Raw genomic sequence first — 25,757 nt, forward strand, 5'->3', positions numbered from 1 at the left:
ATAAAAATGCTGGCTCATCTAAGTGTTAATAATTTTGCGATTGTTAAGTCTTTACAACTCGAGCTTTCTAAGGGCATGACCACCATTACAGGTGAAACAGGCGCTGGTAAATCTATTGCGATTGATGCGTTAGGTCTGTGTCTAGGCGGACGTGCCGATGCAGGTATGGTGCGTCAAGGTGAAGAGAAAACCGAAGTCAGTGCCGCCTTTTTACTGGACAACAACCTACATGCAACGCGTTGGCTAGAAGATAACGATCTGCTGGATGGCACTGAATGTATCTTGCGTCGCATCATAACTAAAGAAGGCCGTTCAAGAGCCTTCATCAACGGCAGCCCAGTACCACTTTCACAATTAAAATCTCTTGGGCAGCTGTTAATCAACATCCATGGACAACACGCGCATCACCAACTGATGAAAAGCGAATACCAAATGGCGATGTTGGATCAATATGCCGGACACTTAAATCTATTAAAGAGTACACGCAGTGCGTACCAACATTGGCGTCAGGCAGACAATAACCTCAAGCAACTCAAGGAAAACAGCCAGCAGAATCAGGCGCAAAAACAGTTGCTTGAATACCAAATCAAAGAACTGAATGAGCTATCGCTAGGTGAAGAAGAATTCGCAGAACTCGAGCAAGAGCACAAACGACTGTCCAATAGCGGTGAACTCGCCGCTACCTGTCAGCAAGCCCTCGAACTTATTTACGAAGGTGAAGAAGTCAATGCGCTTGGTATTTTGCAATCGGCCAATCACTCCCTAATTCAATTAGCGGAATTAGATGAAAAATTAGCCGAGCTACCAAATATGCTGGCTGACGCGATGATCCAGCTAGAAGAAACCAAAAACGAACTTCGTAGCTACTTGGATGGCATCGATGTTGATCCAGGTCGTATGGCTTATGTCGAAGAGCGTTTTTCTAAAGTGATGTCGATGGCTCGTAAGCATCATGTTATGCCTGATGAGTTATACCAACATCACCAAGACCTTCTAGCACAAATCGAAGCATTGGATTGCTCTGATGAACGTCTGGATGAATTGGCTCAAGAAGTGGAACAGAAATACCAAAGCTTCCTGACTCAAGCGGAAAAGCTGCATAAATCACGCAGCCGTTACGCAAAAGAACTGAACAAGCTGATCACGCAAAGCATGCACGAACTGAGCATGGAAAAAGCCGTCTTCAGCATTGAAGTAAACAACGAAAACACACATCCGTCGCCACTGGGTATGGACAGTGTGTGCTTCTTGGTTTCCACTAACCCGGGTCAACCTTTACAACCAATTGCGAAAGTTGCGTCAGGTGGTGAGTTATCCCGAATCTCGCTAGCGATCCAAGTGATCACTGCTCAAAAAGTAGATACGCCAAGTTTGATCTTCGATGAGGTGGACGTGGGTATTAGTGGCCCAACAGCTGCGGTAGTAGGCAAAATGCTACGCAAGCTTGGAGAATCGACTCAAGTCATGTGTGTCACACACTTACCGCAAGTAGCCGGTTGTGGCCACCAACAAATGTTTGTCGCAAAACACACCAAAGGTGGTCAAACGGAAACACAAATGCGCGCACTAGATGAAGAACAACGTGTGGCAGAACTGGCTCGTTTACTCGGTGGTAGCCAAATCACTGATTCAACATTAGCTAACGCGAAAGAACTCCTTATCGCCGCCTAACCCTATGACACAGAGTCATCGGCAATCCAGTTGATGACTCTTTTCGTATTAATCGCTTCAGTGACTCGGCTAACGAAAACGCCATTAGGCCCCCTATCACCCCTTAATATCTGCTAATAAATGCAACTCAACTCAAAATTCGTTGTCAGATTCCCTACCATGCGACGCATAGCTTTTTACATCTGCGTCGAGCTTGTTTATTATCAGCGCAGTATTTTAAAGGTTACTAAGAAATTATTATGCAATTAAAGAAGTGGTTAGTTGCCGTACCATTAGCAATGACATTGCTGACAGGATGTTCGGTATTGGAAAAACTGGTTTATCGTATTGATATCAACCAAGGCAACTATGTAGAACAAAGTGCGGTTGATAAATTAAAGTTTGGGATGACTAAAGCACAGGTTCGCTTCGTACTTGGATCGCCAATGCTTATCGAAAATGGCTATCCTAACACTTGGTATTATATCTACCATCACACGCCAGGCCACGGTGACCCAGTACAGAAAGATCTTGTCGTAAACTTTAATGACCAAGGAACGCTGGCCGATATCAGCGGTGACTTCCCGAAAAGTGACGCGTTTTACGAACAGATCCAATAAACCAATCCTGTCATTACATCGATTGGCATCATAAAACCTTTATGCAAAAAAACCTCCCACTTGGGAGGTTTTTTATCATCTAAAATATTGCTTACTCTGCTTACTTGCGCAGAGCATTTGGCTTGCCACCAGTCACTGGATCGGCATTCCCAGCAGCTTTTGCTTGCTCTGCTCGCTTACGACGAATCTCTTTTGGATCTGCCAATAAAGGGCGATAGATTTCAATGCGGTCTTTATCACGTACGGTCGCGTCTAGTTTTACATTACGACTAAACACACCTACTTTGTTTTTCGCTAAATCAATTTCTGGATACAATTCCAAGACACCCGACTGACGAATGATCTCTTCAACCGTCGCGTGGTTATTCACAACTAAGTTAAACACGCGTTGCTCATGAGGCAATGCATACACGACCTCAACGTGAATCATGTCTGACTCAATACTCATAACACTCGTACACCTGTTTCGCGCGTTTGGTAAATGCATTAACCATATTGCTAGTTAGCTCGTTAAAAATCTTGCCGAACGCCATTTCAATCATTTTGCTCGAAAACTCAAACTCAAGCTTAAGTTCAACCTTACATGCCTGCTCATCCAACGCAGTAAAAATCCAACCACCTCGGAGCGTTTTAAACGGACCATCAACCAAGTTCATCATAATAGCTTGGCCAGGAATAAGCTCATTGGACGTAGTGAACGTTTTACTGATGCCCGCTTTCGCAACATCGACAGAAGCGACCATGCCGTTACCCGAAGACTCAATAATTCGAGAGCCCGAACAACCAGGCAAAAACTCAGGGTATTTAGCAACATCATTGACCAGATTAAACATCTGTTCTGCACTAAAAGACACCAACGCAGAACGGCTGACTTGCTTCATACATACTCCTATCGATACATGCACAGATTTAAAGCTCGCGACAATTTTACTTTTATTCCACGATTGCGCAAATAAAAGGATTTCCTATCCGATATCCAACCCGTATAATGACGCCATTATGGCAAAGAAAAAATCAAAACAAAAAGCGGGTAGTAACACTATCGCGCTGAACAAAAAAGCTCGCCACGAGTATTTCATCGAAGATGAAATCGAAGCTGGCTTGGAGCTCCAAGGTTGGGAAGTGAAAGCCCTTCGCCAAGGTAAAGCCAATATTTCTGAAAGTTACGTATTCATGCGTGACGGTGAAGCCTTTGTGAGTGGCATGACAATCACTCCTTTAAATCAGGCATCGACACACGTAGTGGCGAACCCTACTCGTGTGCGCAAACTACTTATGAGTCGTCGTGAACTTGACAACCTACTCGGTCGCATTAACCGTGAAGGTATGACACTTACGGCACTCTCTCTGTACTGGTCTCGCTCTTGGGTGAAGATAAAAATAGGTGTAGCAAAAGGTAAAAAGCTTCACGATAAACGTACAGATCTTAAAGAAAAAGACTGGGCAAGAGAAAAAGCACGCGTAATGAAGAGCGCACTGCGTTAATCTTGACCACTTAAACGCATAGTGCTGGACAGCTAAGTCTTTTCTGTTACTATGCGAATCATACCTTGGGGCTGATTTAGGATTCGACGGGAATTCAGAAGTCTGAGGTGCATGCCGAGGTGCGGTAGGCCTCGTTAACAAACCGCAAAAAAATAGTCGCAAACGACGAAAACTACGCACTAGCAGCTTAATACCCTGCTCAGAGCTCTCTCGCCCTAGCTTCCGCACGTAAGACGGGGAATAACGAGAGATCAAACCCAAACGCGCTAGCCCGGATTCTTCCGCCTGAGAGATGAACGGCGAATTATAATTCAGGATAGTCATTCATTAGCGTGTCGGTTCGCAGGTGGATGGTGAATTTAAAGATCGACTAAGCATGTAGTACCAATGATGAACGGTTTTCGGACGCGGGTTCAACTCCCGCCAGCTCCACCAAACGTTTGGAAAGGGCGGTAACTCTTTGAGTTATCGCCCTTTTTGTATTCGCCACTTCAATATTAGGCTGTTTGTACTACATTTTGGTACTAAAACATGCGCTATTTATCTATTTCAAAATCTGGCATTTGGCAGTTTCGCTATCAAATCCCATCTGAGCATCGACACTTATTTGACGGGCTTCGTGAAGTTAAACGATCGCTAAAAACATCATGCAAAGATAAAGCTACGCTTTTAGCATTAGAACTAGAGATACAGGTTCGTCGCACCATCATATCCCCGACTGCAACCACAGCACCAAAGCAAGTCAGACCCATTCATAACGAAAAAAAGCACCCACCAGCAAAACAGAAAAAGCTTAAGGTGTTATGCCCAGAAAAGATGCTAGAGCGCTTTTGTCTCTATAAGGCTCAGCATATTTCTCCTAAGGCCGTTGGAATGCTGAAAGCTAAGTGCAAAACCGTTCTTGATTTAGTTGGAAAATCCCATCTCCCTTTAATTCGCAGACGCGATGCAGAAGACGCAGTGCAGCTATTGCGACATTACCCCGTAAACATGAAGAAACACCCCCAGTTCAAAGGCCTAACAGCCAAGGAGGCGGTTAAACTCAATAATAGCCTTAATATGCCTACACTCAGTGAAGAGTCGGTAAAAGATTATTGTCAGAAAACGTCAGGATTCTTTGAGTGGTGCCATTTGAACGAATTTACTGATATCAACCCATTCAAAGCAATTCGCTTCCGAAAGCAACGTAAAGATAGTGAAGCCAAAAACGCATATGCAAAAACAGACTTACAGGAAATTTTTAGTACAGAAATTCATGCGAAGGGAGACTTCAGACATCCCTACTACTACTGGCTCCCTCTCTTAGCTTATTTTACAGGTGCTCGGCAGAATGAACTGTGCCAACTCTACAAAGCGGACATTTATCAACAGAGTGGTATTTGGGTGATCCGAATTGATGACCGATATGAGGGACAGAAACTAAAAAATGTAACGAGTCGTCGCGTTATCCCAATTCACCGACAATTAATAGAACTTGGATTCATTAAATACCTACACTCAATCAAACATGAGCGTGTGTTTCCTGAACTGAAAAATTCACGAGATGGTTTTGGTAGCACCGCCTCTAAGTGGTATGGACGCTTTAAAACCAAACTTGGTTTTGGCAAAGGACATGACTTTCATTCTTTCCGTCATACGGTAGCGACACAACTTAAACAAAAGCAAGTTTCCCATATTGTGGCTGGTGCGATACTAGGTCACACCTTGAATAACATTACCTACGACCGATACGGGAAGGATCTAAACATTGAGCAAGTGATGACTGTCGTAAACCTGATTGATCCTCTCCCTTTAGATAAGGTGAAAAACTATTCAACTGAGTGACCCTAGCGACCCCTTAAACAGTTATGTGGCTTTAATTTTGGGCGTGATTTCACGCCCCAAAAAAACAAACTCATTCGCTCATTCTTTCAGCAATCAGCTCAAAAAAACCAAATAAACAATTTAAAAACAACAATTTAAAAAACAAGTTGCAGTTAAATATGCATACATGTATGTGATTAATAGGTTGCTAGCTTTTTTTCTTTACGGCCGTGAAAGACCTTCTTAGATTAATTGGAAAGCAATTGATAACTAGGAACTATTATGAATTTATCCTCATCTGTGGCACAAGGTTTGCGCTCCAATTCCTGCGAGAATACAAATTTCGAAGCTATCCTCAACCTTAAAATTCCAGTGCAACGAAGCCATAAGACACTAGAACCACTAACAGGTGTAGAACTACTAGATGCTTACACAGATTCACGTATCAAACTCGGGAAATCTAAGCTAAAAAACATCCAGCAAGATCATGAGCTTCTTACGAGAGTATTGCACCTCATCGGCTTTGATGACTTAAATGAGCTTGATCGTTCTGGCGCTGAAAACGTCCGAGACGCCTTGAGCCACTATCCCACGAACGCAAAGAAACACTCTGAGTTTATGGGACTAACAGGGTACGACGTAATCTTCAAAAATGCTGCATTGCCGACTCCTAAACCATGCCTCTCCCTTACAACCATTAAAGGGATAATCGAAAAGTTCTCTACTTTTCTTAACTGGAGCAAAGATCATGGATACGTTAAGGACAATGTGTTCTATCGACTTCCAAAAAAGAGTGAAAAAGGTGGCAAGAGACGCCTATGTTTCTCCGACCACCACCTTGCTGCCATTTTCAACATGACAGACTACAAATCTCATCGCTACCTTCATTCTTATTACTACTGGGTACCACTATTGTTACGTTACACAGGGGCAAGGCTAAATGAAATCTGCCAACTAATCTTTGATGATGTAACTCAAGTTGATGGTGTTTACTGTCTTAAGATTAGGGAGAGCTTCCAAGGGCAGAGTGTCAAAAATAGTTCATCTATCAGGCTGATCCCTATTCATAATGAATTGATTGCAAAAGGTTTCTTATCATTCGTAGATTCAAAAAACGAGGGTCGTCTCTTCCCAGAACTGCCTCTTGTTGATGGCTACTACTCGACTAACGCTTCGAAGTGGTTTAGTCGCCGTAGGGATTCATTGGGTTTAGGTAAAGGGTTAGATGCACACTCTTTCCGACACACGTTCATCAATGAGTTGAAACAGTTAGGAATTTCCAAAGAGATTATAGAGTGCATTGTTGGCCATAAACATAATTCTGAGTCGTTTGATACGTACAGTGAGCAATACCATCCTAGAATTCTTGCTCCTGTTGTTAATATGATAGATACGAGCCATACCGCATATATTCGCCCATATAATTTAGCGTGATATCTATTTAAACAGCACCACCACAACTAAAAAATATTTTATTAACCCATATATTTTGGGTGAACGGCTTCGCTCACCCAAAATTTACTGAAAGTTTATTTAATGAAAAAAAACACATTGGAAACACTCATTGAACTCGCTATCAATGAGGACTTAGATAATATTAAACAGAACGCTGCTGAGAGCGTTTTTATCTTTGACCGTTTAGTTCTCAAAGGACAGTCAAGTACTCTTTTTGCACCACCGAATGCTGGCAAAACCTTATTAATCATCAGCCAACTAAAACAAGCTCATGCAGCAGGTCTTACTAACGATCTATCGGTCTTTTATATAAATGCTGATGACACTCAAAATGGAGTTATTGAAAAAACTGAAATTTTGGAAAGTATTGGGGTTCACGTGCTTGTTCCCGGATATAACGGCTTCGAATCACATTCTCTGTTAGCCATCTTAGACGGATTATCTGATGATGATGCAGCAAAGGATGTTGTGATCATTGTGGATACTCTTAAGAAGTTCGCTGACACAATGGACAAAAAACATATGCGTAGATTTGGTATCACTGTCAGAGATTTTGTTATGAGGGGGGGAACCTTTATCGGTTTAGGTCATACCAACAAAAATCGAGATGGCGACAACAAACTTGTCTATTCTGGGACATCAGATCTTGTCGAAGACGTAGATTGTATCTACATGATGGACATTAAATATGACAATACTGACGAAAATGGAACCCAAACAAAACACATTCAACTGATAAACCAAAAACTCCGTGGTAATAATGCCCTTGAGCTGACATTCGCATACCAAAAAGCAGAAAGTTTGAAGTATGTTGATATGATAAATTCTGTTCGCAATATCGATAAAAATACGCATACAAAGGCAAAATCTTTACAAGATGAAGTGTTTAAATATAATGATTATCTTGATAAGTACCCTGATGCCGTTTCATTAATAAAGTCTGTTTTAGATGGCAATAAGATGGATAAAACGGAATTAAGAGATTTTCTTTTAAAAAACACAAAATATGGCCGTGACAAGTGCGCTGAAATAATTGACCGTGTATCCGGTAAACTCATCAACTTTGAGGTTAGCGGAAAAACAGGACGAAAGAAAATATATTACCTTATCAACAACGCTTAACTGGTATCAGTTGATTCCGTTTTTTACGTTTATTTAATTAACTGAAAGAACGGAATATCCTAAAGCATGAGCCAGCCATAAACTGGCTCATCCAATTCACTCAAAAAACTTTAAGCTGATTCAACCAGCCCCTTCACCACAAAAACCACTTCCTTACCCTTTATACCCACTCAACATATCGAAGATAACCCGCGCAAATTGTTTGGTTTTGTTCGGGTCAGACAACAACTGCATCATTTGTTCTTGGTGCGCCTCGTTGCTATTCAAAATCGCATCATCAATCGCACGTGGGAAGTCGCCCAGCATGGCTTGCTCACGCGTGTTATTGGCGATTTGACTCATAACTGTTTCGTTCTCTGTGAGCTTGTCACGCACCGTAAAGGCATAATTGATCATGTCTTTGTCGGTTAGGTTGTCGGTAACAAACACCTCGTTCAATCGCTCAATTATGTGAGAGAGGAACTCTTCTTTCTTATCCTTTGGCTTGGCTGTACCCACGTCGTTGCTTGGGTGCAACTTGTACTCAGGGGAGTTCTCTTGAAGCTGAATGTCCTGTTGACGGATCTTCGACAGACGATAGTGGCTCATCACCACATTACCAAGATCAAGCTCATCCTCTTCAATCACCTTTTCGCGCAACATTGGACGCAGGTGGCGTGCATACAGGCTCAGTTTCTCTAGCTCTTTATCGTCGTAATCGACAATCTGCGACATAAACTCATAAAAGCGTACAAAGCTGCCTAAGTCTTTTTTGAAGATCTCTAGGCGGTCTTTCTCCTGCTTACACTCTTTGAAGGAGTTTTCCGCATTGGCGATTAACACCGCATCGCCTGTTTTCTTGGTGCGTTCAAACACGTTTTTAGCGTGAATATATGCTTCTACCGAAGAAGTATAACGCTTGCGCCAACGGTCTATCGCTGGCTTGCAGATATTACTGATAGCCGCATTAGATTTGTTCTTAGTAAAGAAGGCATCAACGAATTGATCTACCTCCGACCATAAGAAAATACCACTCGCACGCAGCTTCTCTGATAGGTCGAAAATCTTGTCAGGGTCAGTGACATCCTCAAGCTCTGCCACTTGATAATAAGGCTGGAAAGCATCCAAAATATCTTGCGGATCGTTGTAGAAGTCGAGCACAAATGTACCACATTCGGCTTTGCCCGGATAAGTTCGGTTAAGTCGTGAAAGCGTCTGTACACATTCAACACCTGCGAGCTTTTTATCCACGTACATAGCGCAGAGTTTCGGTTGGTCAAATCCAGTCTGGTATTTATTAGCAACCAGCATCACCTGATAGTCATCACTATCAAAAGCAACTCGCATCTCACGTTTGTTGAGTTCAGGGTTCATATTGTGCTCAGTGAACTTCTGAGCCATAAACGCAGTACTGTCTGGGTCGGCGGCGTTAAACTCCACTTCGCCAGAGAACGCGACCATCGCACGAATGCCAGCGTAACCATGCTCAGAAACGTACTTATCAAAAGCTAGCTTGTAGCGCACCGCTTCTTTACGTGAGCTGGTGACGACCATTGCTTTGGCTTGACCACCCAATAAGCCCATCACGTTCTTTTTGAAATGCTCAACAATCACTTTCACTTTCTGCGAGATGTTGTGATCGTGCAGGCGTACCCAGTTATTGAGTTTCACCTTGGCTTTGCCTGCATCTACTTCTTTATCTTCCGCTTCCAGCTTTTGCTTGAGCTGATAGATCACTTTGTAGTTGGTGTAGTTCCTCAAAACATCAAGAATAAAGCCTTCTTCAATCGCCTGACGCATGGAATAGATGTGGTAAGCCACTGGCAAATTGCGTTTAGACGCGGGTTGCTCTGGATCGGGTCTGCGACCAAACAACTCCAGTGTTTTGGGCTTTGGTGTGGCAGTAAAGGCGTAGTAACTAAGGTTGGCACTGCCTCGACGCGCTGCAACTGTAGCATCAAGAATATCCTCTGAAGAAAGCTCCGTGTCATCGTCGGCTTCATCCGTCATCAACACTTCTTTGAGTTGGCGAGCGGTTGCGCCTGTTTGTGATGAGTGCGCTTCATCGGCAATAATGGCGTAACGACGCTCTTTAAGTGAGGTTGAGTTCTCAATCGCCTTTAACACATGCGGGAACGTTTGAATGGTCACGATGATGATAGGCTGAGAGGTTTCCAGTGCCGTTGCTAACTTCTCGGATTTAGAGCCATCGCCTTCTTTGCGGTTGATACGCCCTACCACACCATCAGCATGTTCAAACTGATAGATGGTGTCTTGAAGCTGATCATCCAGAACGGTGCGGTCAGTGACGACAATCACCGAATCAAACTGCTTGTTACCCCTTTCATCATGCAAAGTCGAGAGTTGGTGCGCCGTCCACGCAATAGAGTTGGACTTACCCGAGCCTGCACTGTGCTGGATCAGGTATTTATTGCCTGTGCCCTCGACAATCGCAGCATCAACCAATTTCGTCACTACATCCCACTGGTGGTAGCGCGGGAAGATCAGGGTTTCTTTCTTTGTTTTGCGCCCTTCCCAATCTTCTTTTTCTTCAATTTGGAGATGGATAAAGCGCCCGATGATGTTAAGCAGGTTATCTGGGGTTAATACCTCATTCCATAGGTAGTCGGTCGCGTAGCGGTTTTCATCTTCGGGAATGTCATTGCCCTTGCCACCATCATGCGTGCCTTTGTTAAATGGCAGGAAGAATGTCTCTTCACCCGCGAGCTTGGTTGCCATGTAGACTTCATACTGGCTTACCGCAAAATGCACTAAGGCACCGCGCTTAAAGCTCAAAAGTGGCTCCGGCTTTTTAGTGGCAGGGTCTTTCGGTAAACGAGTGAGTTTGTACTGCGCAATGGCATTTTCTACCGCTTGTTTGAACTCAGATTTCAGCTCAAGGGTAGAGACGGGCAAGCCGTTAACGAACAGCACCAAGTCAATCCGCCACTTCTTAGCTTGCTTGCCTGTCGCTTCGAATTCCGCTTGCGTTGCATGCGGGCTGTAAACCAGCTCTGGCACGATACGGCAGATATTTTGCTCATAACGAGCTAGAGTTTCAGGGTTAAGGTTATGCTCTGGCTTAAACTGACACAATTCAAAGCGGGCATTGCGGATTTTCAGACCATGACGTAACACCCCCAACGTGCCAAAGGTGCGTGATGCACGATCAGTGGCATTCTCATCGGCTTTTTTAAGCTGTGTTACCAAGGCATCAAGGAAGTGACGCTCTGAGTCAGTCGGGAAAACTTTGCAGAACTTCTTCCACTCTTTCGGCTGTGTCTGTTTGATAAAGGTCAGCACATCCACTTCATACAATGCCGATTCGCGGTTATAGCCATCGCCAGTTCCTTGCACCCAGCCATTGGCAACCATCTGGCTGATGATGTCGTCCTGAAATACCCGTTCTTGTGTAGTGTCTTTCATAACCTTGTTCTTCTAATTCTTTTTAACCAACCAAAGCGAAAAGCCACTCCCTTTAGAGAATGGCAATAAACTTAAGCTGTTTGTTCTAAAGCCTGATTTTGAGATATTGGCGCTTGCCAGTTGCGAACATCTATCTTGCCTGTAACTCCGGCAGATATAAGTGCTGTTCGGCGTTCTTGCATTAATGAAATAGCATTTTTCGCTTTCGATGCCAAAGCATCAAACTTGTCACACATTGATTTGATGTATGACACAATCGTGTCTGTCTCTTCTGGCGATGCCGGAACAGGAACAAAAATATTCTTAACAATATCTGTATTTAAGTTCGGTTGCCCTGAGCCTTGCTTAATTCTTTCCCTTAAGTCGTGTGTCAACGTACTCAAATAAAAATAAGCAAACTCTGAATTTAAAGTCAGGTTCTCAAAACCTACCACCCCATCGTTTGCGTTTGCATTTATCGATAGTATTTTGGGTACACCCAATGTTGCTCCGCTGTTTGATAGCAATAGTGTTCCTGATGTAAACACTCTACATTGCTCACTTCCTTTCTTGGTTAAGAATGTCTCAGTTTCAGAAAGGTATATTTCATCATCCTTAGTGATTTCAGCAACGGTCACCCAAGGGGAATAGTCTCCATCAAAAAGAGTAGGGTCTCCCGCTGGTCTTGGTGAACCTCCGCGCACAACTTGCGAAATGTAACCAAACTTCGTCACATTCCAATGCTCAGGCACTTCCCCTAACCACTCCACACCTGAATCTTTCATTGGTACTTGAGGGTTCAAGCCTTTGGTCACCGCATGGCTAATCACTGCTTGGCGCTTTTCTTTTAGCAGTTTGATCAGTTGCTGCTGCTTTTCGATCAAAGCGTCAATCTTGGCGGTTTCGTGATCGAGGAAGTTGGCGATAGTTTCTCTTTCTGACTCTGGTGGCAACGGTACTTCAAAGCTATTCAGATTTGCAGTCGTTAGCTGATTTATCGTTGCTGTCAAAAATGTACCTGATTGGTACTCGAATAAAGCCGAGTTAAACACTTTCGACAAATAGTCATTGTATGGACTTCTGAACACAGACATAAACGCGCCAAACGTCATTCCCTCTGCTCGTTCATCAATTTGAGCATTTTTCCCGATCAATGCTCGACTTCCGTTTCTAGCACATATAAGAATGTCGCCTTTACGTGTTTTCAAATGCTCTGGAATAGGCTTGTTTACAAATACATTGTCATCAAAAGCTAACGCTTTATTTTGAACATTCGATGACCTTAGTACCAACGTACCCTCATCTTCACTATCGACCACATCATCTGGTGAATAGGTTAGACCAATTATTGCCTCACCAAGATATTTCAGACGTTTGATTTGCCAGTGGTTTGGTATTTCCTGAAGCCACTCTAAATGCGTCTCTTTGTAATCTGGATAACCCTGATACTTGCCCATTACGAATGCACCTCTTGCAGTAGCTTCATAATGTCGGCACTGACCGCATCCAAATCGGCATCAATCGCTTCCAGTGCGCGTGGAGGTTGGTAAACATAAAAATGGCGGTTGAATGGGATTTCGTAACCCACCACACCAATTTCATTGTCTTTGTCATCACGCTTATCTGCGTTGATCCAAGCATCGGCAATGTGTGGCTGCACTTCACGCTTGAAGTAGCTTTCAATTAGGGTTGATGTGTTTACGCTTGGGTCAAGCGGCACGTTCTCGTTATCGCGTAGGTCGCCATCTTGTTGGAACTCAACAACCTTACCTTTATAGTCGAACGCCCCGTATAGCGGTTGTGCGTCTTCTTTCAGCACTTTTTTGATCACAGGCTCTGCGTCTTGGTTCTTCCAAGTGATCGCATCGATAAACTGTTTTTTCTGCTTGGCGTCGAACTTAATGCCCGTAGCCTTAAAAGCGCCTTTCAGAGTTAGTTCAAACTGGTTGAAGTCGTCGGATTGCTGCTCTTTTCCACCAAGACTGTCACCAACGGCAATTTGCAGGGCTTTCGCCGCATCCATCAAAGCTTTTTGATTCAGCCACAACTTACTATCCAGTACATCCTTGATTTGCTTTTCTTTCAACTCAGGGAAGTCTGCTTTGATCAGAACTCGAACTTCTTTTTCCACGTCAGTTAGTGAGCCGTAGGTGTCTTCCGTCCACTCTGAGCCAAACTGTTCAAAGACTGCCTGCATTACGGCATTAAATGGCTTGGGAGCAAAGCGCAGTGATTCCACCGCTTCATCGGTGATTTGTGCTGACAGACGCAGTGGACGCTCAATGGTTAGGCGACGATAGCCAAACTCATGCGTATCAAAGATTTTGCTGGCGAAGTGTTTTTGATTGTCCGTCACACCATCTTTGGTCAAGGTGTCGATTTCTTCAAAGTCACCAAAGTTTTTCGTGATGGTGCGAATTTCTTCATCAGTTAAATAGTGACGCTTAGAGCCTAATGACTTACGCATTTTCGTACTCAAGTTAGCACCATTAATCAATTGCACTTTGCCCTTACGTGCTGGGTCTTTTTTGTTACTCAGAACCCAAACATACGTCGCAATACCTGTGTTGTAGAACATGTCTGTTGGTAGCGCGACAATAGCTTCAAGCAGGTCAGCTTCTAAGATGTAGCGACGAATTTCACTTTCACCACTACCTGCACCACCAGTGAACAGTGGCGAGCCGTTAAGGATAATGCCAATACGACCGCCATCAATCACTTGGTTGTCGACATTCTTCTTATCACGCATCTTGCTGATAAGGTGCATTAGGAACAGTAACGAACCATCAGAGACTCGCGGCAAGCCTGCGCCAAAGCGCCCATCAAAGCCTTTTTGCTGATGCTCGTTTTTGATTTCACCTTCAATCTTTTTCCAATCCACACCAAACGGCGGGTTAGACAGCATGTAGTCAAACTGATCTGCTGGCAGTTGGTCATTAGACAAGGTGTTACCCAGTTTGATACGGCTAACATCTTGCCCTTTGATCAGCATATCTGCCTTACAGATAGCGTAGGACTCTGGGTTTAGCTCCTGACCAAACGCACGCATTACCGCTTTCGGGTTAAGCTCGTGCACGTATTCCATGCCAGAAGAAAGGAAGCCGCCTGTACCCGCTGTTGGGTCATAGATGGTACGGATGATGCCATCTTTGGTTAGGGCTTCATCGTCTTCCATAAACACCAATGAGGTGGTCAGGCGCACGATGTCACGCGGGGTAAAATGCTCACCAGCGGTTTCATTCGAGCTTTCCGCAAAGCGACGGATCAACTCTTCGAACACCAAGCCCATATCGTGGTTAGAAATACTGTTTGGGCTAAGATCGGTGGTGGCAAACTTCTTCACCACTTTGTAAAGCAGGTTGGCATCTTCCAGTAAACCAACAAATTCATCGAACTTGAAGTGCTCAAAGATTTCACGCGCATCTTTGGAGAATGACTGCACGTACTTCTCAAGGTTCGCCTTGATGTTGCTTTGCCCCATCTTGCCAAGGTTCATTGGCGAGGTGTTGAAGAATGACAAGCCATCAGGTTGTACTGGTGATTGCGTTGCACGCAGCAAGAACTTTTCCTGTGCCTCTTCTGGCAAGTTCATCGCTTTAATGCGTTCATGTTCAGCAACCACAGCATCTTTGCTTGGCTCAAGCACACACTCAAGACGACGAAGCAGGGTAAACGGCAAGATAACACGGCCGTATTGAGATTGTTTGAAGTCACCGCGAAGCAGGTCAGCGACCGACCAGATAAAGGCAGCGGTTTGGGAGAAATTGTTGTTAGTCATTGTAAATAGCACAATTGAGAAAATTGCGCTGATTATACCCTACGGCTCATATGGTGACAGCGACATCTAACAAAAAAGCGCCCTTTCGGACGCTTGAATCAAATAACCAAATATAAATTGCTACTGAATCCAATCAGCTTTTATACGGAGGTGTTGCATCTAATATTTGTTTAGCGAGCAATTCCAGTATATCAGTGACTTTGGTCTCTCTCGCTTTCAATAGTACCTTTACGTTTTCGATCGTAGCTGCCAAGTTCTCACCTGTAGCAACATCCTCTAATCTATAAGCATCGTTAGCATGTTCTGTCACTTTTTTAACCCATGCTCGTCTGTATAGGTTTTTCACTGAATCACCCTTGGTAACAAAACCAGCGTTCATAGCTCCTTCAAGAACCAAATCTTCAAGGTTAGTGGTTTCAAGGTCTTCTAAATCATGCAGAAGTTTAATTAAATCCGAAGCAGTAATTTCTTTTTCCATAGCGTTTATTTAAAAGAGTAATAACTATTTTTTCTTTATTCAAACGATGGCATTTTTTGAAAAAGGGGTAGTCAAGAAGGGTCTCCATTCTTGCCAGAGAACAACATAAGAACGAAGTGGGTTGTTCTATCTGGAAACCACCATCCAGCATAACCAGTTGATTTTAAGTTGTTTGAATCTAAAAAAATAATTTTCTATGTTTATAAAAAACATATCTCATGATTAAAAACTGGACTGTAACAACACAACCCGTTCGACTTGCATCAGATGGTGTAATGATGCGAGAGCGTTACCTACTAAACGCCGAACACGCCAACCACAAATACACCGAAGACCTCGTATCACTCTTCGGATGTGGCGCTACCTCCAAGCGCATTGCTCTTACAGGAGAACAATTCAGGCTTAATCAGCAGCTAAATAACCGCCGTGGAGGCCGCCCACTATCGACCTACGCCATGGAATATTGCCTTACGTTGCCAAGGGGCTACAGACCTAGCTATGAACAGTGGCAATCCATTGTCAAAGATTGTGCATTGGCTCTTGCTAAATTATGTCAACTTAACAAATCTGAATTTTCGCAATACCGACAACAAATTCGAGCTGTCTTGCACCAGCAGGAACAGAAAGGAAAAAAAGGTAGTGGCGACCATGTGCATTTGATGATTGGTAAGATTGTCGGCAATCGAGTCCTCACGGAACTACAACGGAAAAAAGCAACAAAAGTCATTAAGCAAGCATTCAACAGCGCAGTACTGCAACATGTCGGCATAGATTACCGGAGCTATGAGCCAATTGAAAAAGAGAAAGGACGCAGACTATCAACTTGGCAATACCAATATAAAAAAGCCACTGAAGCCCTTGAAATTGAAAAACTCATCAAGCAGATGCAAACGCAGTTTGATAAGTGGTTAAACGCTAAAGAAGAGCTAAATGAGCGACAAATTCAACGTCAACAAAACAGACTATTAAAAAGCTATGAGCAATTAAAGCAACACTCACTAAGTGCGTCGCAGTTGGAAAGGATTAACGCCGTCAAAAGTCAGATTAAGTGATCAGCGCATCATAGATATCAGTTCAGCTCCCAAACAGGGAGCTGAACTGGCGTCCTTAGCTTAGGATAATAGGCTTCCATCTTGATACTGGCTTCATATGGTACTAAGATGAGGTACTTAAGGGTTATTCTCAAAAATCACAAACACCCTAACCTATTGAAGTAACTGTTTTTTAAGGCAGTTGAAGGTGAGTCCCGCCAGCTCCACCAAACGTTTGGAAAAGGCCACCTTCGGGTGGCCTTTTTTTTGTATCAACAATCATATTGCCTTCTTTTCTCAGGCACTCATGCTACCTGATAACTTATCACAAGCATTACTGCGTAACTTTACAACCTATGCTAATTTAAAAACTCGTTGAGTATTAAGTCGCAGACTATACGCTCATAAGTACAACATCAACCACACATGAGAATTCAAAAGTACTCACTAAAAGATAGAAAGTGTGTACTTACTATATGCTTTTCAATTTAAAGTTCTCTAAGCTTTTGGGATATCAGGTACTTCATCCGGTTACAGAGTACATGCTGGTTTTGTAAATCTCTTCAATACAATAAAGCCACAACTTGCAGCATGCATCGCTGGTTATTCGAAAAAGAACATAAAAGCACCAAAGGTAATACACTGCGTAGGTCATAGTTTAAGTGGTGCTCTTGCTTCATTAGCAACAGATTGAGTGAGTAAAATAGTCTCTTCAATTTTCTCCTTACTAAGAATTTCAGGTCTGGTTCATATAACACAACAAAAAATGCGAAGCTATTTAAGCTTCGCATTTTTATTATGGCTTAGAATTATTAGAATCTATATTCCACACCTAAAGATGCTTGTTTAAAGTCTGTATTTTTATTCGCACCATCAAATACATTTTCTGCATTCAATTCCACATCGTACCAAGTGTATTCTGCGTTAACTAAAAAGTTATCCGTTACTTTAAAACCTACACCAGCACCAGCAAATACCCCTTCGTCATCTTTGTTCCCATGGAATCCAGCAACGTTATAATCTGTCGAATACCACATTTGGCCACCTTTCGCGTACACATCCACTCTATCGGTGATTGGAGCCGTCACTTTCAATGCTGCGGTATAACCATCCGTCTCTGCATTAGCCAAGTTGTTACCATAGCTACCAAAATCAATGTAGCCACCTTCCAACGCTAAGTAACGGTTAAAGCGATAACCCACCAATGCTTGCATTGCATCGCTGTCGTCATCGAAATCATCTTGTCCATCAACTTTTAAATAACCGTAGTTCGCACCTACATAAACGCCATGATCTTTGGAGTCCGCTGCGTAAGATAAAGTACTAAACGTTGCTAGAGAAAATAGACCAACCAGAGTAACAACATTGCTTTTCATTTCGTTCTCCTAAATTAACTGATTATCGAAAGTTCCAATCATAAATAGCAAAAGCAATGCCAATATTAAATTAATGAAAAACTATTTTATTTAATAAGATTCTGACAATTAGCTAAAAGCACTCGTACAAAAAACAAAATACCGGCTATTTATTTACCTTACACAAACAATATAAATTTAGGATAAATATAACTAATGAAAAAGCTTCTCGCTAATTTGTAGTTTTTTCAAAATAAAAATACACAGCGTGAATATTCTTGAGTTGTTAAATAGTCATTGAAATATCGCGTTGCGTGTTTATTAGAAAGGAAGCCAATCACACATCCGTCGTGCCTTGCTTTGCTTAAAAGCACAAATCCTCTACTCTGTGCCTAAGCAAATTCAATGGAATTGAAAGAATGATAAAAGGCAGTGAGTACCCTTCCATTCGTGCGTTGAGGACTTTTGTTGCTGTGGCTAACTATCTCAGCTTTTCTAAAGCCGCCGATGACCTATGCGTAACACAAGGAGCGGTCAGTAAACAGATGGCATCTTTAGAGCAACTCGTTGGGCTTCCTCTCATTCATCGAGGGTTAAACGGCGTGGAGCTAACAGAGGAAGGAAAGCGCTATTTGCCCCAAATAACAGAAGCTCTGGAGCTCATTCAGCATGCAACCGCCAGCCTAATTCAGACCAATACTGATCAAGAACTGTTGGTTGTCGATGTCACACCCTCGTTTGCCAGTCTTTGGCTGGTGCCAAATATCGATGATTTCCACCAGCGCCATCCAAATATTCGCGTGAAAATTCGTACCGGAGATGGCGCAGTTAAAAACATTCATGGCGAAAGTGATCTGCATGTGCGGTGTTTGCCTCTTTCTACTCATTATGAATATAGCCAGCTCTTATGTGAGGAAACCTTGTTGCTGATTGGCAACACCAACCTACCAAAACTGTCAGACAACCAAGCTATCAGCCATTACCCATTTATTCCGCAAACGACTCGCCCGCAGCTGTGGGAGCAATTCAAACAGGAGAACGATTTAGAGTGCCCAATCACCTATCACTCCGTCGGGTTTGAGCATTTTTATTTGGCGTGTGAAGCCGTGAGAATGGAGAAGGGCTTGGCTTTGCTGCCCGATTTTATGGCGCAATTTTCTATTTTGCGTGGTGACATCCAACATATTGAGAATCTAAAGCTTCACAGCGGCTATGGCTATTATGTGATGGTCCCAAACTTCCGGTTAACGTCAAGAAAAGTGGCACTTTTTCATGACTGGTTAAAAGACAAACTTACCCATCATACATAAAGCTACCGATATGAAACCAGTATAAATATGAAGATTGTGCAGAGCCTATCACCTACCGCGCCTCAAATGTAAGTATGGTTAAATTTGTGGCATTCTCATCCATACTATTTGAAAAGGATAAATGGATAGTAGGATATGGACAGCAACACGCCAAGACTCTCTTTACGTACCATTGAGCCGACCGATTACCCAGAGCTCGCGGAATTAATGGACCTCGTTTTTCCTGATGTGGGCGGCTCATGGCCGCGCCTGACCATCATGGATCTCATTCATCAGTTTCCCGATGGACAAATCTGTATTGAGGATAACGGCAAAATTGTCGGCGCTGCGCTGACGATCAAAGTGGACTACAACCGATTTTCACTTCCTCACCTGTACACTGACATCATCACCGAAAATAACGTCATTCAGAACCAAGTGACAGGCGATGCCATGTATGGCCTAGATGTGTTTGTTCACCCTGATTACCGTGGGCTTCGCTTGGGCCGACGTCTTTACGACGCGCGCAAAGAGTTGTGCCGCAGCAAAAACTTTAAAGCAATACTAGCCGGTGGCCGCATTCCGAATTACCACCAATACGCGAACGAACTAAGCGTTGCAGAGTACATCGACAAAGTAAAACGCCGTGAATTGCACGACCCGATCCTCTCCTTCCAGCTTGCGAATGACTTTGATGTTAAACGCATCATGCGTGGCTATTTGCCAGAAGATAACGCCTCAAAAGGCTACGCCACGTTGCTAGAGTGGGATAATTTTTTCTACGAGGAAGACATTCAATCCGTTCACGACATTGAGAAAACCTTGATTCGTATTGGCGTGGTGCAATGGCAAATGCGCGCGATGAACGATTTGGAAGACTTGCTCGATCAAGCCGAGTTTTTTATCTCCTCTCTGGCCAACTACAAAGCCGACTTCGCTTTGTTTCCCGAGTTCTTCAACGCTCCGTTGATGGGATTGCAAAACGATCAAAACTCGGTTGAAGCTATTCGCTTTCTTGCTAGCTTTACAGAAGAGATCAAAAACCGTTTCTCGCAAATGGCGGTCACTTACAACATCAATATCATTGCTGGCAGTATGCCGCTCATCGAAGATGGCAAGCTCTACAACGTTGCTTACTTACTGCAACGCGATGGTGAAATTAACGCTCAGTACAAAATCCACATCACGCCACACGAACAAAAAGACTGGGTAATTGATGGCGGTGATAATGTACAAGTGTTCGAAACCGATGCTGGTAAGGTCGGCATTCTGATTTGTTACGACAGCGAGTTCCCTGAGTTAGGTCGTATGCTCGCCGAACAAGGTGCGCAAATTATTTTTGTGCCATTCTGGACCGATACCAAAAACGGCTATCAACGTGTGCGGATCTGTTCTCAATCTCGCGCGATCGAAAACGAGTGTTATGTGGCGATTGGCGGCAGTGTCGGCAACTTACCGCGCGTGGACAACGTGGACATTCAATATGCTCAATCAGCGGTGTTCTCACCTTCAGACATTTATTTCCCCCACGACGCCACATTGACGGAAGCCAGTGCAAATACGGAAATGATCATCTTTGCCGATGTTGACTTAACCAAGCTGAAACAGCTCAACACCGAAGGCTCGGTAACGAACTTGCGCCATCGACGCCTCGATTTGTACGGTGCGTTCACAGCACCAAAAGAGTAGCCTGAGACCCAAGCCATGGTAATGACCGCTCGCCGTCGCGAACCAAACGGCGAGCGGAATCCAGCGCAACAGCGCATCAGGTAAACACAATTATCAGAGGTGTGTCAGTTTTTCTCGGGAATGAGAAACAAGAATTGACCAGAGAAAACAACAGGAGTATCACTCCCATTTCCTTCCGATTTTATTAGAGGAAAGCATTTGGAACACATTAACGCTTTACTCATCTCCATGAAGCCTCTGCTGGAGCAGTACGGCTACCTTGCGCTTATTGTTAGCATCTTTTTTGAAGGTATTGGCATTCCCATGCCCGGGCAATCTCTGATGATCGCAGCGTCAATTCTGGCCTCAGAACAAGTCATGAATCTGACTATGGTTATGGTTATATCTTGGCTCAGCTGCTTTTTAGGCAATACTTGTGGCTACTTGCTTGGCTACTACTTTGAAGGATGGCTAGATAAAAAAGGTTACATCTCTGGCCCTAAAATGCAGAAACTCCAAATCACCATTCAAAAATATGGCCCTGCTTGTTTGGTGGTCAGCCGATTTATTGAGGGGATGAAGCAATTTATGCCTCTGGCATGTGGGATAGCAAAAATGCCACGCAGAGAGTTTTTACTCGGCAACGCACTCGCTGCCACCATTTGGGTTTTGGTGTTCAGTTTACTTACGCATTTTGCATTTGAGCACCTCAGCGCACTCAGCCATTTATATAGCCACTACAAATACGCAATCTGGGCGAGCGCCGCGGTTGTGTTCGCATTGATGCTCCTAGGCTTACTCAAGCGAAAAAAAGCAAAATCGTCGCTATAAATGCACTTTCAATAAAGGCTCATGGTATCAGTAAGATAGATGCCATGAGCTTTTTTCTTTCATCCAAATACAAAAATTACGCAGCCATTTAGACGTCTAGACGTTGACAATAAAAGTCGGTGAGATTAGTCTGCTCACTTCTCTTATTATTATCTTTGTCGTTTACATGTCCGGTTCCCAACAAACTACTAAAACAGTTGCACCGTCTGCGGTCGCACTGATCCCATTGATCGTATTCCTTGCGCTATTTATTGGCGTAGGCACGTACTTATCTTTGCAAGGCGTTGAATTTGCCTTCTACCAGCTGCCAGCACCAATTGCGGTATTACCAGCCATCATCATTGCGTTTCTTCTCAGCAAAGAGAAACTTAACCGCTCTATCGAACATTTTATGCGTGGTGTTGGTCATCAAGACATCATCGCAATGTGCATGATCTACTTGTTAGCAGGTGCGTTTGCTGCCGTTGCAAAGGCTTCTGGCGGTGTCGATGCTACCGTAAACTTAGGTCTATCTGCCATTCCGACCAGCATGATTCTGCCTGGTATTTTCATGATCTCAGCCTTCATTGCGACAGCGATGGGCACTTCGATGGGCACCATCGCTGCCGTTGCACCTGTGGCTTTGGGCATTGCTCAATCTGCAGGTATGAGCTTGCCATTAACCGCTGGTGTTGTGCTCAGCGGCGCGATGTTTGGTGATAACCTTTCTATCATCTCTGACACCACCATCGCGGCAACGCGCTCTCAGGGCTGTGAAATGAAGGACAAGTTCAAAGAGAACATCCGCATTGCACTGCCCGCAGCACTGGTTGCTATGGGTATTTTTGCGTTCAACAGCACTGCGACTCAAGTGCCAGAGACAGGCCCAATTGAATGGTTAAAAGTGCTACCGTACGTCACCATTTTGATTTTGGCGGTTTCAGGGCTTAACGTATTTGTTGTGCTGACTATCGGTATTTTACTGGCGGGTTGCGTAAGCTTGGTTTCGATTGACGACTACGGTCTAACGAACCTAGCGCAAGACGTGTACAGCGGTTTTGGCAACATGCAGGAAATCTTCCTACTATCGATGCTGATTGGTGGTCTGAGTGAGTTGATGCGTCGTCAAGGCGGTCTTGCTTTCCTAACCAACTTAGTGAGCAGCATGATCCATGCGTTTGGCTCTAGCCATTCAAAACACGCGAACAGCCGCGCAAGTGAGCTAGGTATCGCGGGCTTGGTTTCTATGGTGAATGGTTGCACGGCAAATAATACGGTCGCTATCATCGTATCAGGTAGCGTAGCGCGTCAGTTGGCGGAAGAGAACAATGTCTCTCCTCGTCGCTCAGCAAGCTTGTTGGATATTTTCTCGTGCGTGGTACAAGGCATTTTGCCTTACGGCGCGCAAGTATTGTTGCTAGGCTCAGTATTTAACCTTTCTCCATTAGAAGTGGTTGCCAACTCTTACTACTGTTTCGCGCTGGCAATTGCAGCCATTGTGGCGGTGTTTATCAAACACCCAGCACGCCAACCCGCAGTACAAACCGAAAACTAACGACAAATACCGAAAAGGCTCCGATGGAGCCTTTTTGCTTTCCGTTCTTCTTTATTTTCCTTGCTTCAAACAGATTCACTTTAAAACTGAACGCAAACTTTGCGCACTGCGTAAAGGAATCGCGAAGCAATGCGCCACATCGCGTAGAGCTTCCACCTGAGCCGCGTTACTGATTGCTAATTCGCCTGCCACATCGAAGTGGTTATTCTCAAACCCAACTCTCACATCGAATCCAAGTAATATCGCACTCGCTAAACAGTCTTGCTCTCGCGCGCCAAAAGCACAAATGGCACATCGAATTTCTTCCTCGACAAAACGCACAAAATTCAAACCTCGTAAATCCCATGGCGAAGACTGTTGAGCTTGGTGATAACGCCCTAACACCACTAATGCATGCTGATGCGTTTTAGGTAACACGCCCGCATCGCGTAGTTGGAAATAACGTTCAATGTCGGTTGTATCGTAGAGAATAATTTGGCTCACGATGCTGTTCTCTGCCAACCAATGGAAAAAGGCATGCCCTTCTTTCTCACTTGCGCGATCGGGGATTAACTCCCTCAATGCGAAAGAAGCAGCTTCAGGTTTCACAGCTTTGACTAACGCCCGCTGTTGTGGCGGAGAATATAAACCCACTGCCTCTGTGGTGAGCTGAACCATCATGGTTTCTCCCACCGCTTCTTTCACGGCATGGTAAATTTCCATGTTGTCGTCGATGTCTAATGAATGACGTTCGTTGGCATCTCTAGCATGCAAATGGATCATGGCAGCCCCTGCCGTTTGACAAGCGATAGCCTCTGCAACCAGTTCGTCTTTTGTCATGGGTAAGTTGGCGTGATCGTGCTTAGTTTTTCTAGCACCGTTTGGGGCCACGATAATGGCGATAGGTTCTCGCAAATATTGGTTTGCTACTTCCATGTCTCCGCCACCTCTTTTAACGTCAGTGAGAGTTTACCGACTAGTTCATCAATATGATGAGACTGAATAATGAATGGCGGTGCGAGCAAAATATGGTGCCCATTAACGCCATCAATCGTCCCGCCCATTGGATAGCACATTAAGCCATTTTCCATTGCTCGCTGTTTGATGCGTTTGTCTGCCAATGTGGCTTTACTCAGAGGCGACTTGCTTTCTTTATCCGCCACCAGCTCAATGCCAACAAACAAGCCTTTACCACGAATGTCGCCAATGTACGGTAAATGGGCCAATGCAGAAGTAAGCTCATTACGCAGCAAAACACTTTGCCGATTCACCGCCGTTAATAAGTCATCTTGGAAGATGGTTTCAATTGTTGCCACGGCGGCAGCGCACGCCATAGGGTGCGCCATAAAGGTATGACCGTGTTGGAAAAAACCGTTTCCATCGGCAATAGCTTGATAGACTCGATCATTAGCAACCACCGCGCCAATAGGTTGATAACCCGCACCAAGCCCTTTAGCCATACAAACCAGATCGGGCTCTGCCTCTTCTTGCTCAAACGCAAAAAAACTGCCACTTCGCCCAACGCCACACATGACTTCATCCAAGATCAATAACACATCGTATTGGTCGCATATTTCGCGAATACGTTTGAAGTAACCTTGAGTTGCAGGCACAGCTCCAGCGGTGGCTCCCACAATAGGCTCGGCGACAAAAGCCATTACATTCTCAGCCCCCAACTCAAGAATTTTTGCCTCTAGTTCATTCGCCGCTCGCAATGAGTAATCCAATTCCGACTCATGACTCTGCTGATAACGATAAGCATAGCAAGGGGCAATGTGATGACTCGGATGCAAGATAGGTTTGAACGGTTCACGTCGCCATTCATTACCACCGACCGCCAGAGCTCCCAACGTATTGCCGTGATAACTTTGCTGACGCGCGATGAATTGCTTTTTCTCTGGCTTACCTGATTCTACAAAATACTGCCGCGCCATTTTTAGTGCCGACTCCACCGCCTCTGATCCGCCACTGACTAAATACACATGGTTGAACTGCTCAGGCATATGCTGACAAATCAATTCCGCTAGTCGCTCACTGCTGTCACTAGTAAAAAATCCAGTATGAGCAAACGGCACTCTCTCGAGCTGTTCCAACATGGCTTTTTTAACGGCTTGATGACTATGGCCAAGGTTTGATACCGCAGCGCCACCACAAGCATCGAGATACTGTTTTCCTTGTTTATCGAATAGATAAACACCTTCACCTTTATCGATGATTGGCAGCGTGGCATGGCAATGACGGTGAAATACGTAAGACATTTGAGTCCCTTCCAATGTATAAGATTTGCACATATCA

General features: G+C 44.1%; 21 protein-coding genes and 1 other RNA gene. 13 read left to right on the forward strand and 9 right to left on the reverse strand.

All coding sequences use genetic code 11. The features are described from left to right. The first annotated feature begins 6 nt into the window (after nucleotides 1-6). Together recN and bamE are read left to right on the forward strand one after the other, a co-directional pair. Nucleotides 7-1,671, forward strand: a complete 1,665-nt coding sequence (gene recN / locus ACF8OV_RS08180; protein ID WP_005456006.1) for a DNA repair protein RecN — start codon at nucleotides 7-9, stop codon at nucleotides 1,669-1,671. Nucleotides 1,672-1,910: 239 nt separating this feature from the next. Then, nucleotides 1,911-2,270, forward strand: coding sequence for an outer membrane protein assembly factor BamE (bamE, locus tag ACF8OV_RS08185; RefSeq protein ID WP_005455981.1), 360 nt, complete (start codon nucleotides 1,911-1,913; stop codon nucleotides 2,268-2,270). Between the two features lie 100 nt (nucleotides 2,271-2,370). Here the strand turns inward: bamE and ACF8OV_RS08190 are convergent, their stop codons facing one another. Both ACF8OV_RS08190 and ACF8OV_RS08195 read right to left on the reverse strand, forming a co-directional pair. Continuing rightward, entirely contained in the window at nucleotides 2,371-2,718 is a 348-nt protein-coding gene (locus ACF8OV_RS08190) for an RnfH family protein (RefSeq protein ID WP_005456005.1), read from the reverse strand. Beyond that, nucleotides 2,708-3,151, reverse strand: a complete 444-nt coding sequence (locus ACF8OV_RS08195; protein ID WP_005381641.1) for an SRPBCC family protein — start codon at nucleotides 3,149-3,151, stop codon at nucleotides 2,708-2,710. Before ACF8OV_RS08195 ends, ACF8OV_RS08190 begins: the two co-directional genes overlap by 11 nt. Before the next feature lie 118 nt (nucleotides 3,152-3,269). On the opposite strand from ACF8OV_RS08195, the gene smpB reads away from it, so the two are divergent. The 5 genes from smpB to ACF8OV_RS08220 all read left to right on the forward strand — a co-directional run bounded on the left by smpB (nucleotide 3,270) and on the right by ACF8OV_RS08220 (nucleotide 8,135). Next, a complete protein-coding gene (smpB, locus tag ACF8OV_RS08200) occupies nucleotides 3,270-3,755 on the forward strand; it encodes an SsrA-binding protein SmpB (RefSeq protein WP_005455975.1) in 486 nt (161 codons plus the stop codon). A gap of 67 nt (nucleotides 3,756-3,822) precedes the next feature. Next, nucleotides 3,823-4,190: a transfer-messenger RNA gene (ssrA, locus tag ACF8OV_RS08205) on the forward strand. A gap of 96 nt (nucleotides 4,191-4,286) precedes the next feature. Further along, a complete protein-coding gene (locus ACF8OV_RS08210; protein WP_203504897.1) occupies nucleotides 4,287-5,579 on the forward strand; it encodes a site-specific integrase in 1,293 nt (430 codons plus the stop codon). A 261-nt stretch (nucleotides 5,580-5,840) separates the two neighbouring features. Beyond that, on the forward strand, nucleotides 5,841-6,992 hold the full coding sequence (locus ACF8OV_RS08215) for a site-specific integrase (RefSeq protein ID WP_317675874.1): 1,152 nt from the start codon (nucleotides 5,841-5,843) through the stop codon (nucleotides 6,990-6,992). 102 nt (nucleotides 6,993-7,094) lie between these two features. Beyond that, nucleotides 7,095-8,135: a hypothetical protein gene (locus tag ACF8OV_RS08220; RefSeq protein WP_203504899.1), complete on the forward strand. Its 1,041-nt coding sequence runs from the start codon at nucleotides 7,095-7,097 to the stop codon at nucleotides 8,133-8,135. Nucleotides 8,136-8,288: 153 nt separating this feature from the next. Here ACF8OV_RS08220 and ACF8OV_RS08225 read toward each other — a convergent pair whose 3' ends face one another. The 4 genes from ACF8OV_RS08225 to ACF8OV_RS08240 form a co-directional block, all read right to left on the reverse strand. Then, complete coding sequence (locus ACF8OV_RS08225; protein ID WP_203504901.1) at nucleotides 8,289-11,540, reverse strand: type I restriction endonuclease subunit R; 3,252 nt, start codon at nucleotides 11,538-11,540, stop codon at nucleotides 8,289-8,291. Between the two features lie 71 nt (nucleotides 11,541-11,611). Next, a complete protein-coding gene (locus ACF8OV_RS08230; RefSeq protein WP_203504912.1) occupies nucleotides 11,612-12,976 on the reverse strand; it encodes a restriction endonuclease subunit S in 1,365 nt (454 codons plus the stop codon). Then, nucleotides 12,976-15,297, reverse strand: a complete 2,322-nt coding sequence (locus tag ACF8OV_RS08235) for a class I SAM-dependent DNA methyltransferase (protein ID WP_203504914.1) — start codon at nucleotides 15,295-15,297, stop codon at nucleotides 12,976-12,978. Before ACF8OV_RS08235 ends, ACF8OV_RS08230 begins: the two co-directional genes overlap by 1 nt. 133 nt (nucleotides 15,298-15,430) lie before the next feature. Then, on the reverse strand, nucleotides 15,431-15,775 hold the full coding sequence (locus ACF8OV_RS08240) for a hypothetical protein (RefSeq protein ID WP_025636771.1): 345 nt from the start codon (nucleotides 15,773-15,775) through the stop codon (nucleotides 15,431-15,433). 218 nt (nucleotides 15,776-15,993) lie between these two features. Here ACF8OV_RS08240 and ACF8OV_RS08245 point away from each other — a divergent pair, with 218 nt between their 5' ends. Beyond that, complete coding sequence (locus tag ACF8OV_RS08245) at nucleotides 15,994-16,827, forward strand: hypothetical protein (RefSeq protein WP_025636770.1); 834 nt, start codon at nucleotides 15,994-15,996, stop codon at nucleotides 16,825-16,827. 490 nt (nucleotides 16,828-17,317) lie between these two features. After that, nucleotides 17,318-17,500, forward strand: coding sequence for a hypothetical protein (locus ACF8OV_RS08250; protein WP_228097855.1), 183 nt, complete (start codon nucleotides 17,318-17,320; stop codon nucleotides 17,498-17,500). A 118-nt stretch (nucleotides 17,501-17,618) separates the two neighbouring features. Here ACF8OV_RS08250 and ACF8OV_RS08255 read toward each other — a convergent pair whose 3' ends face one another. Continuing rightward, nucleotides 17,619-18,182, reverse strand: coding sequence for a porin family protein (locus tag ACF8OV_RS08255; RefSeq protein ID WP_317675875.1), 564 nt, complete (start codon nucleotides 18,180-18,182; stop codon nucleotides 17,619-17,621). Nucleotides 18,183-18,580: 398 nt separating this feature from the next. On the opposite strand from ACF8OV_RS08255, the gene ACF8OV_RS08260 reads away from it, so the two are divergent. The 4 genes from ACF8OV_RS08260 (at nucleotide 18,581) to ACF8OV_RS08275 (ending at nucleotide 23,483) form a co-directional block, all read left to right on the forward strand. Next, on the forward strand, nucleotides 18,581-19,471 hold the full coding sequence (locus ACF8OV_RS08260; protein ID WP_203504916.1) for a LysR family transcriptional regulator: 891 nt from the start codon (nucleotides 18,581-18,583) through the stop codon (nucleotides 19,469-19,471). A 135-nt stretch (nucleotides 19,472-19,606) separates the two neighbouring features. Continuing rightward, on the forward strand, nucleotides 19,607-21,139 hold the full coding sequence (locus ACF8OV_RS08265; protein ID WP_274055981.1) for a bifunctional GNAT family N-acetyltransferase/carbon-nitrogen hydrolase family protein: 1,533 nt from the start codon (nucleotides 19,607-19,609) through the stop codon (nucleotides 21,137-21,139). 222 nt (nucleotides 21,140-21,361) lie between these two features. Beyond that, entirely contained in the window at nucleotides 21,362-21,949 is a 588-nt protein-coding gene (locus tag ACF8OV_RS08270) for a DedA family protein (RefSeq protein WP_031831358.1), read from the forward strand. Nucleotides 21,950-22,115: 166 nt separating this feature from the next. Further along, a complete protein-coding gene (locus ACF8OV_RS08275; RefSeq protein WP_025635617.1) occupies nucleotides 22,116-23,483 on the forward strand; it encodes a Na+/H+ antiporter NhaC family protein in 1,368 nt (455 codons plus the stop codon). Nucleotides 23,484-23,558: 75 nt separating this feature from the next. On the opposite strand, the gene ACF8OV_RS08280 is transcribed toward ACF8OV_RS08275, so the two are convergent. Both ACF8OV_RS08280 and ACF8OV_RS08285 read right to left on the reverse strand, forming a co-directional pair. Then, entirely contained in the window at nucleotides 23,559-24,398 is an 840-nt protein-coding gene (locus ACF8OV_RS08280; RefSeq protein WP_025635615.1) for a 3-keto-5-aminohexanoate cleavage protein, read from the reverse strand. Continuing rightward, nucleotides 24,389-25,720, reverse strand: coding sequence for an aspartate aminotransferase family protein (locus ACF8OV_RS08285; protein ID WP_025635614.1), 1,332 nt, complete (start codon nucleotides 25,718-25,720; stop codon nucleotides 24,389-24,391). Before ACF8OV_RS08285 ends, ACF8OV_RS08280 begins: the two co-directional genes overlap by 10 nt. Nucleotides 25,721-25,757 lie beyond the last annotated feature (37 nt).

This window comes from Vibrio sp. GLN_1 (assembly GCF_043106015.1).
GTDB lineage: Bacteria > Pseudomonadota > Gammaproteobacteria > Enterobacterales > Vibrionaceae > Vibrio > Vibrio parahaemolyticus.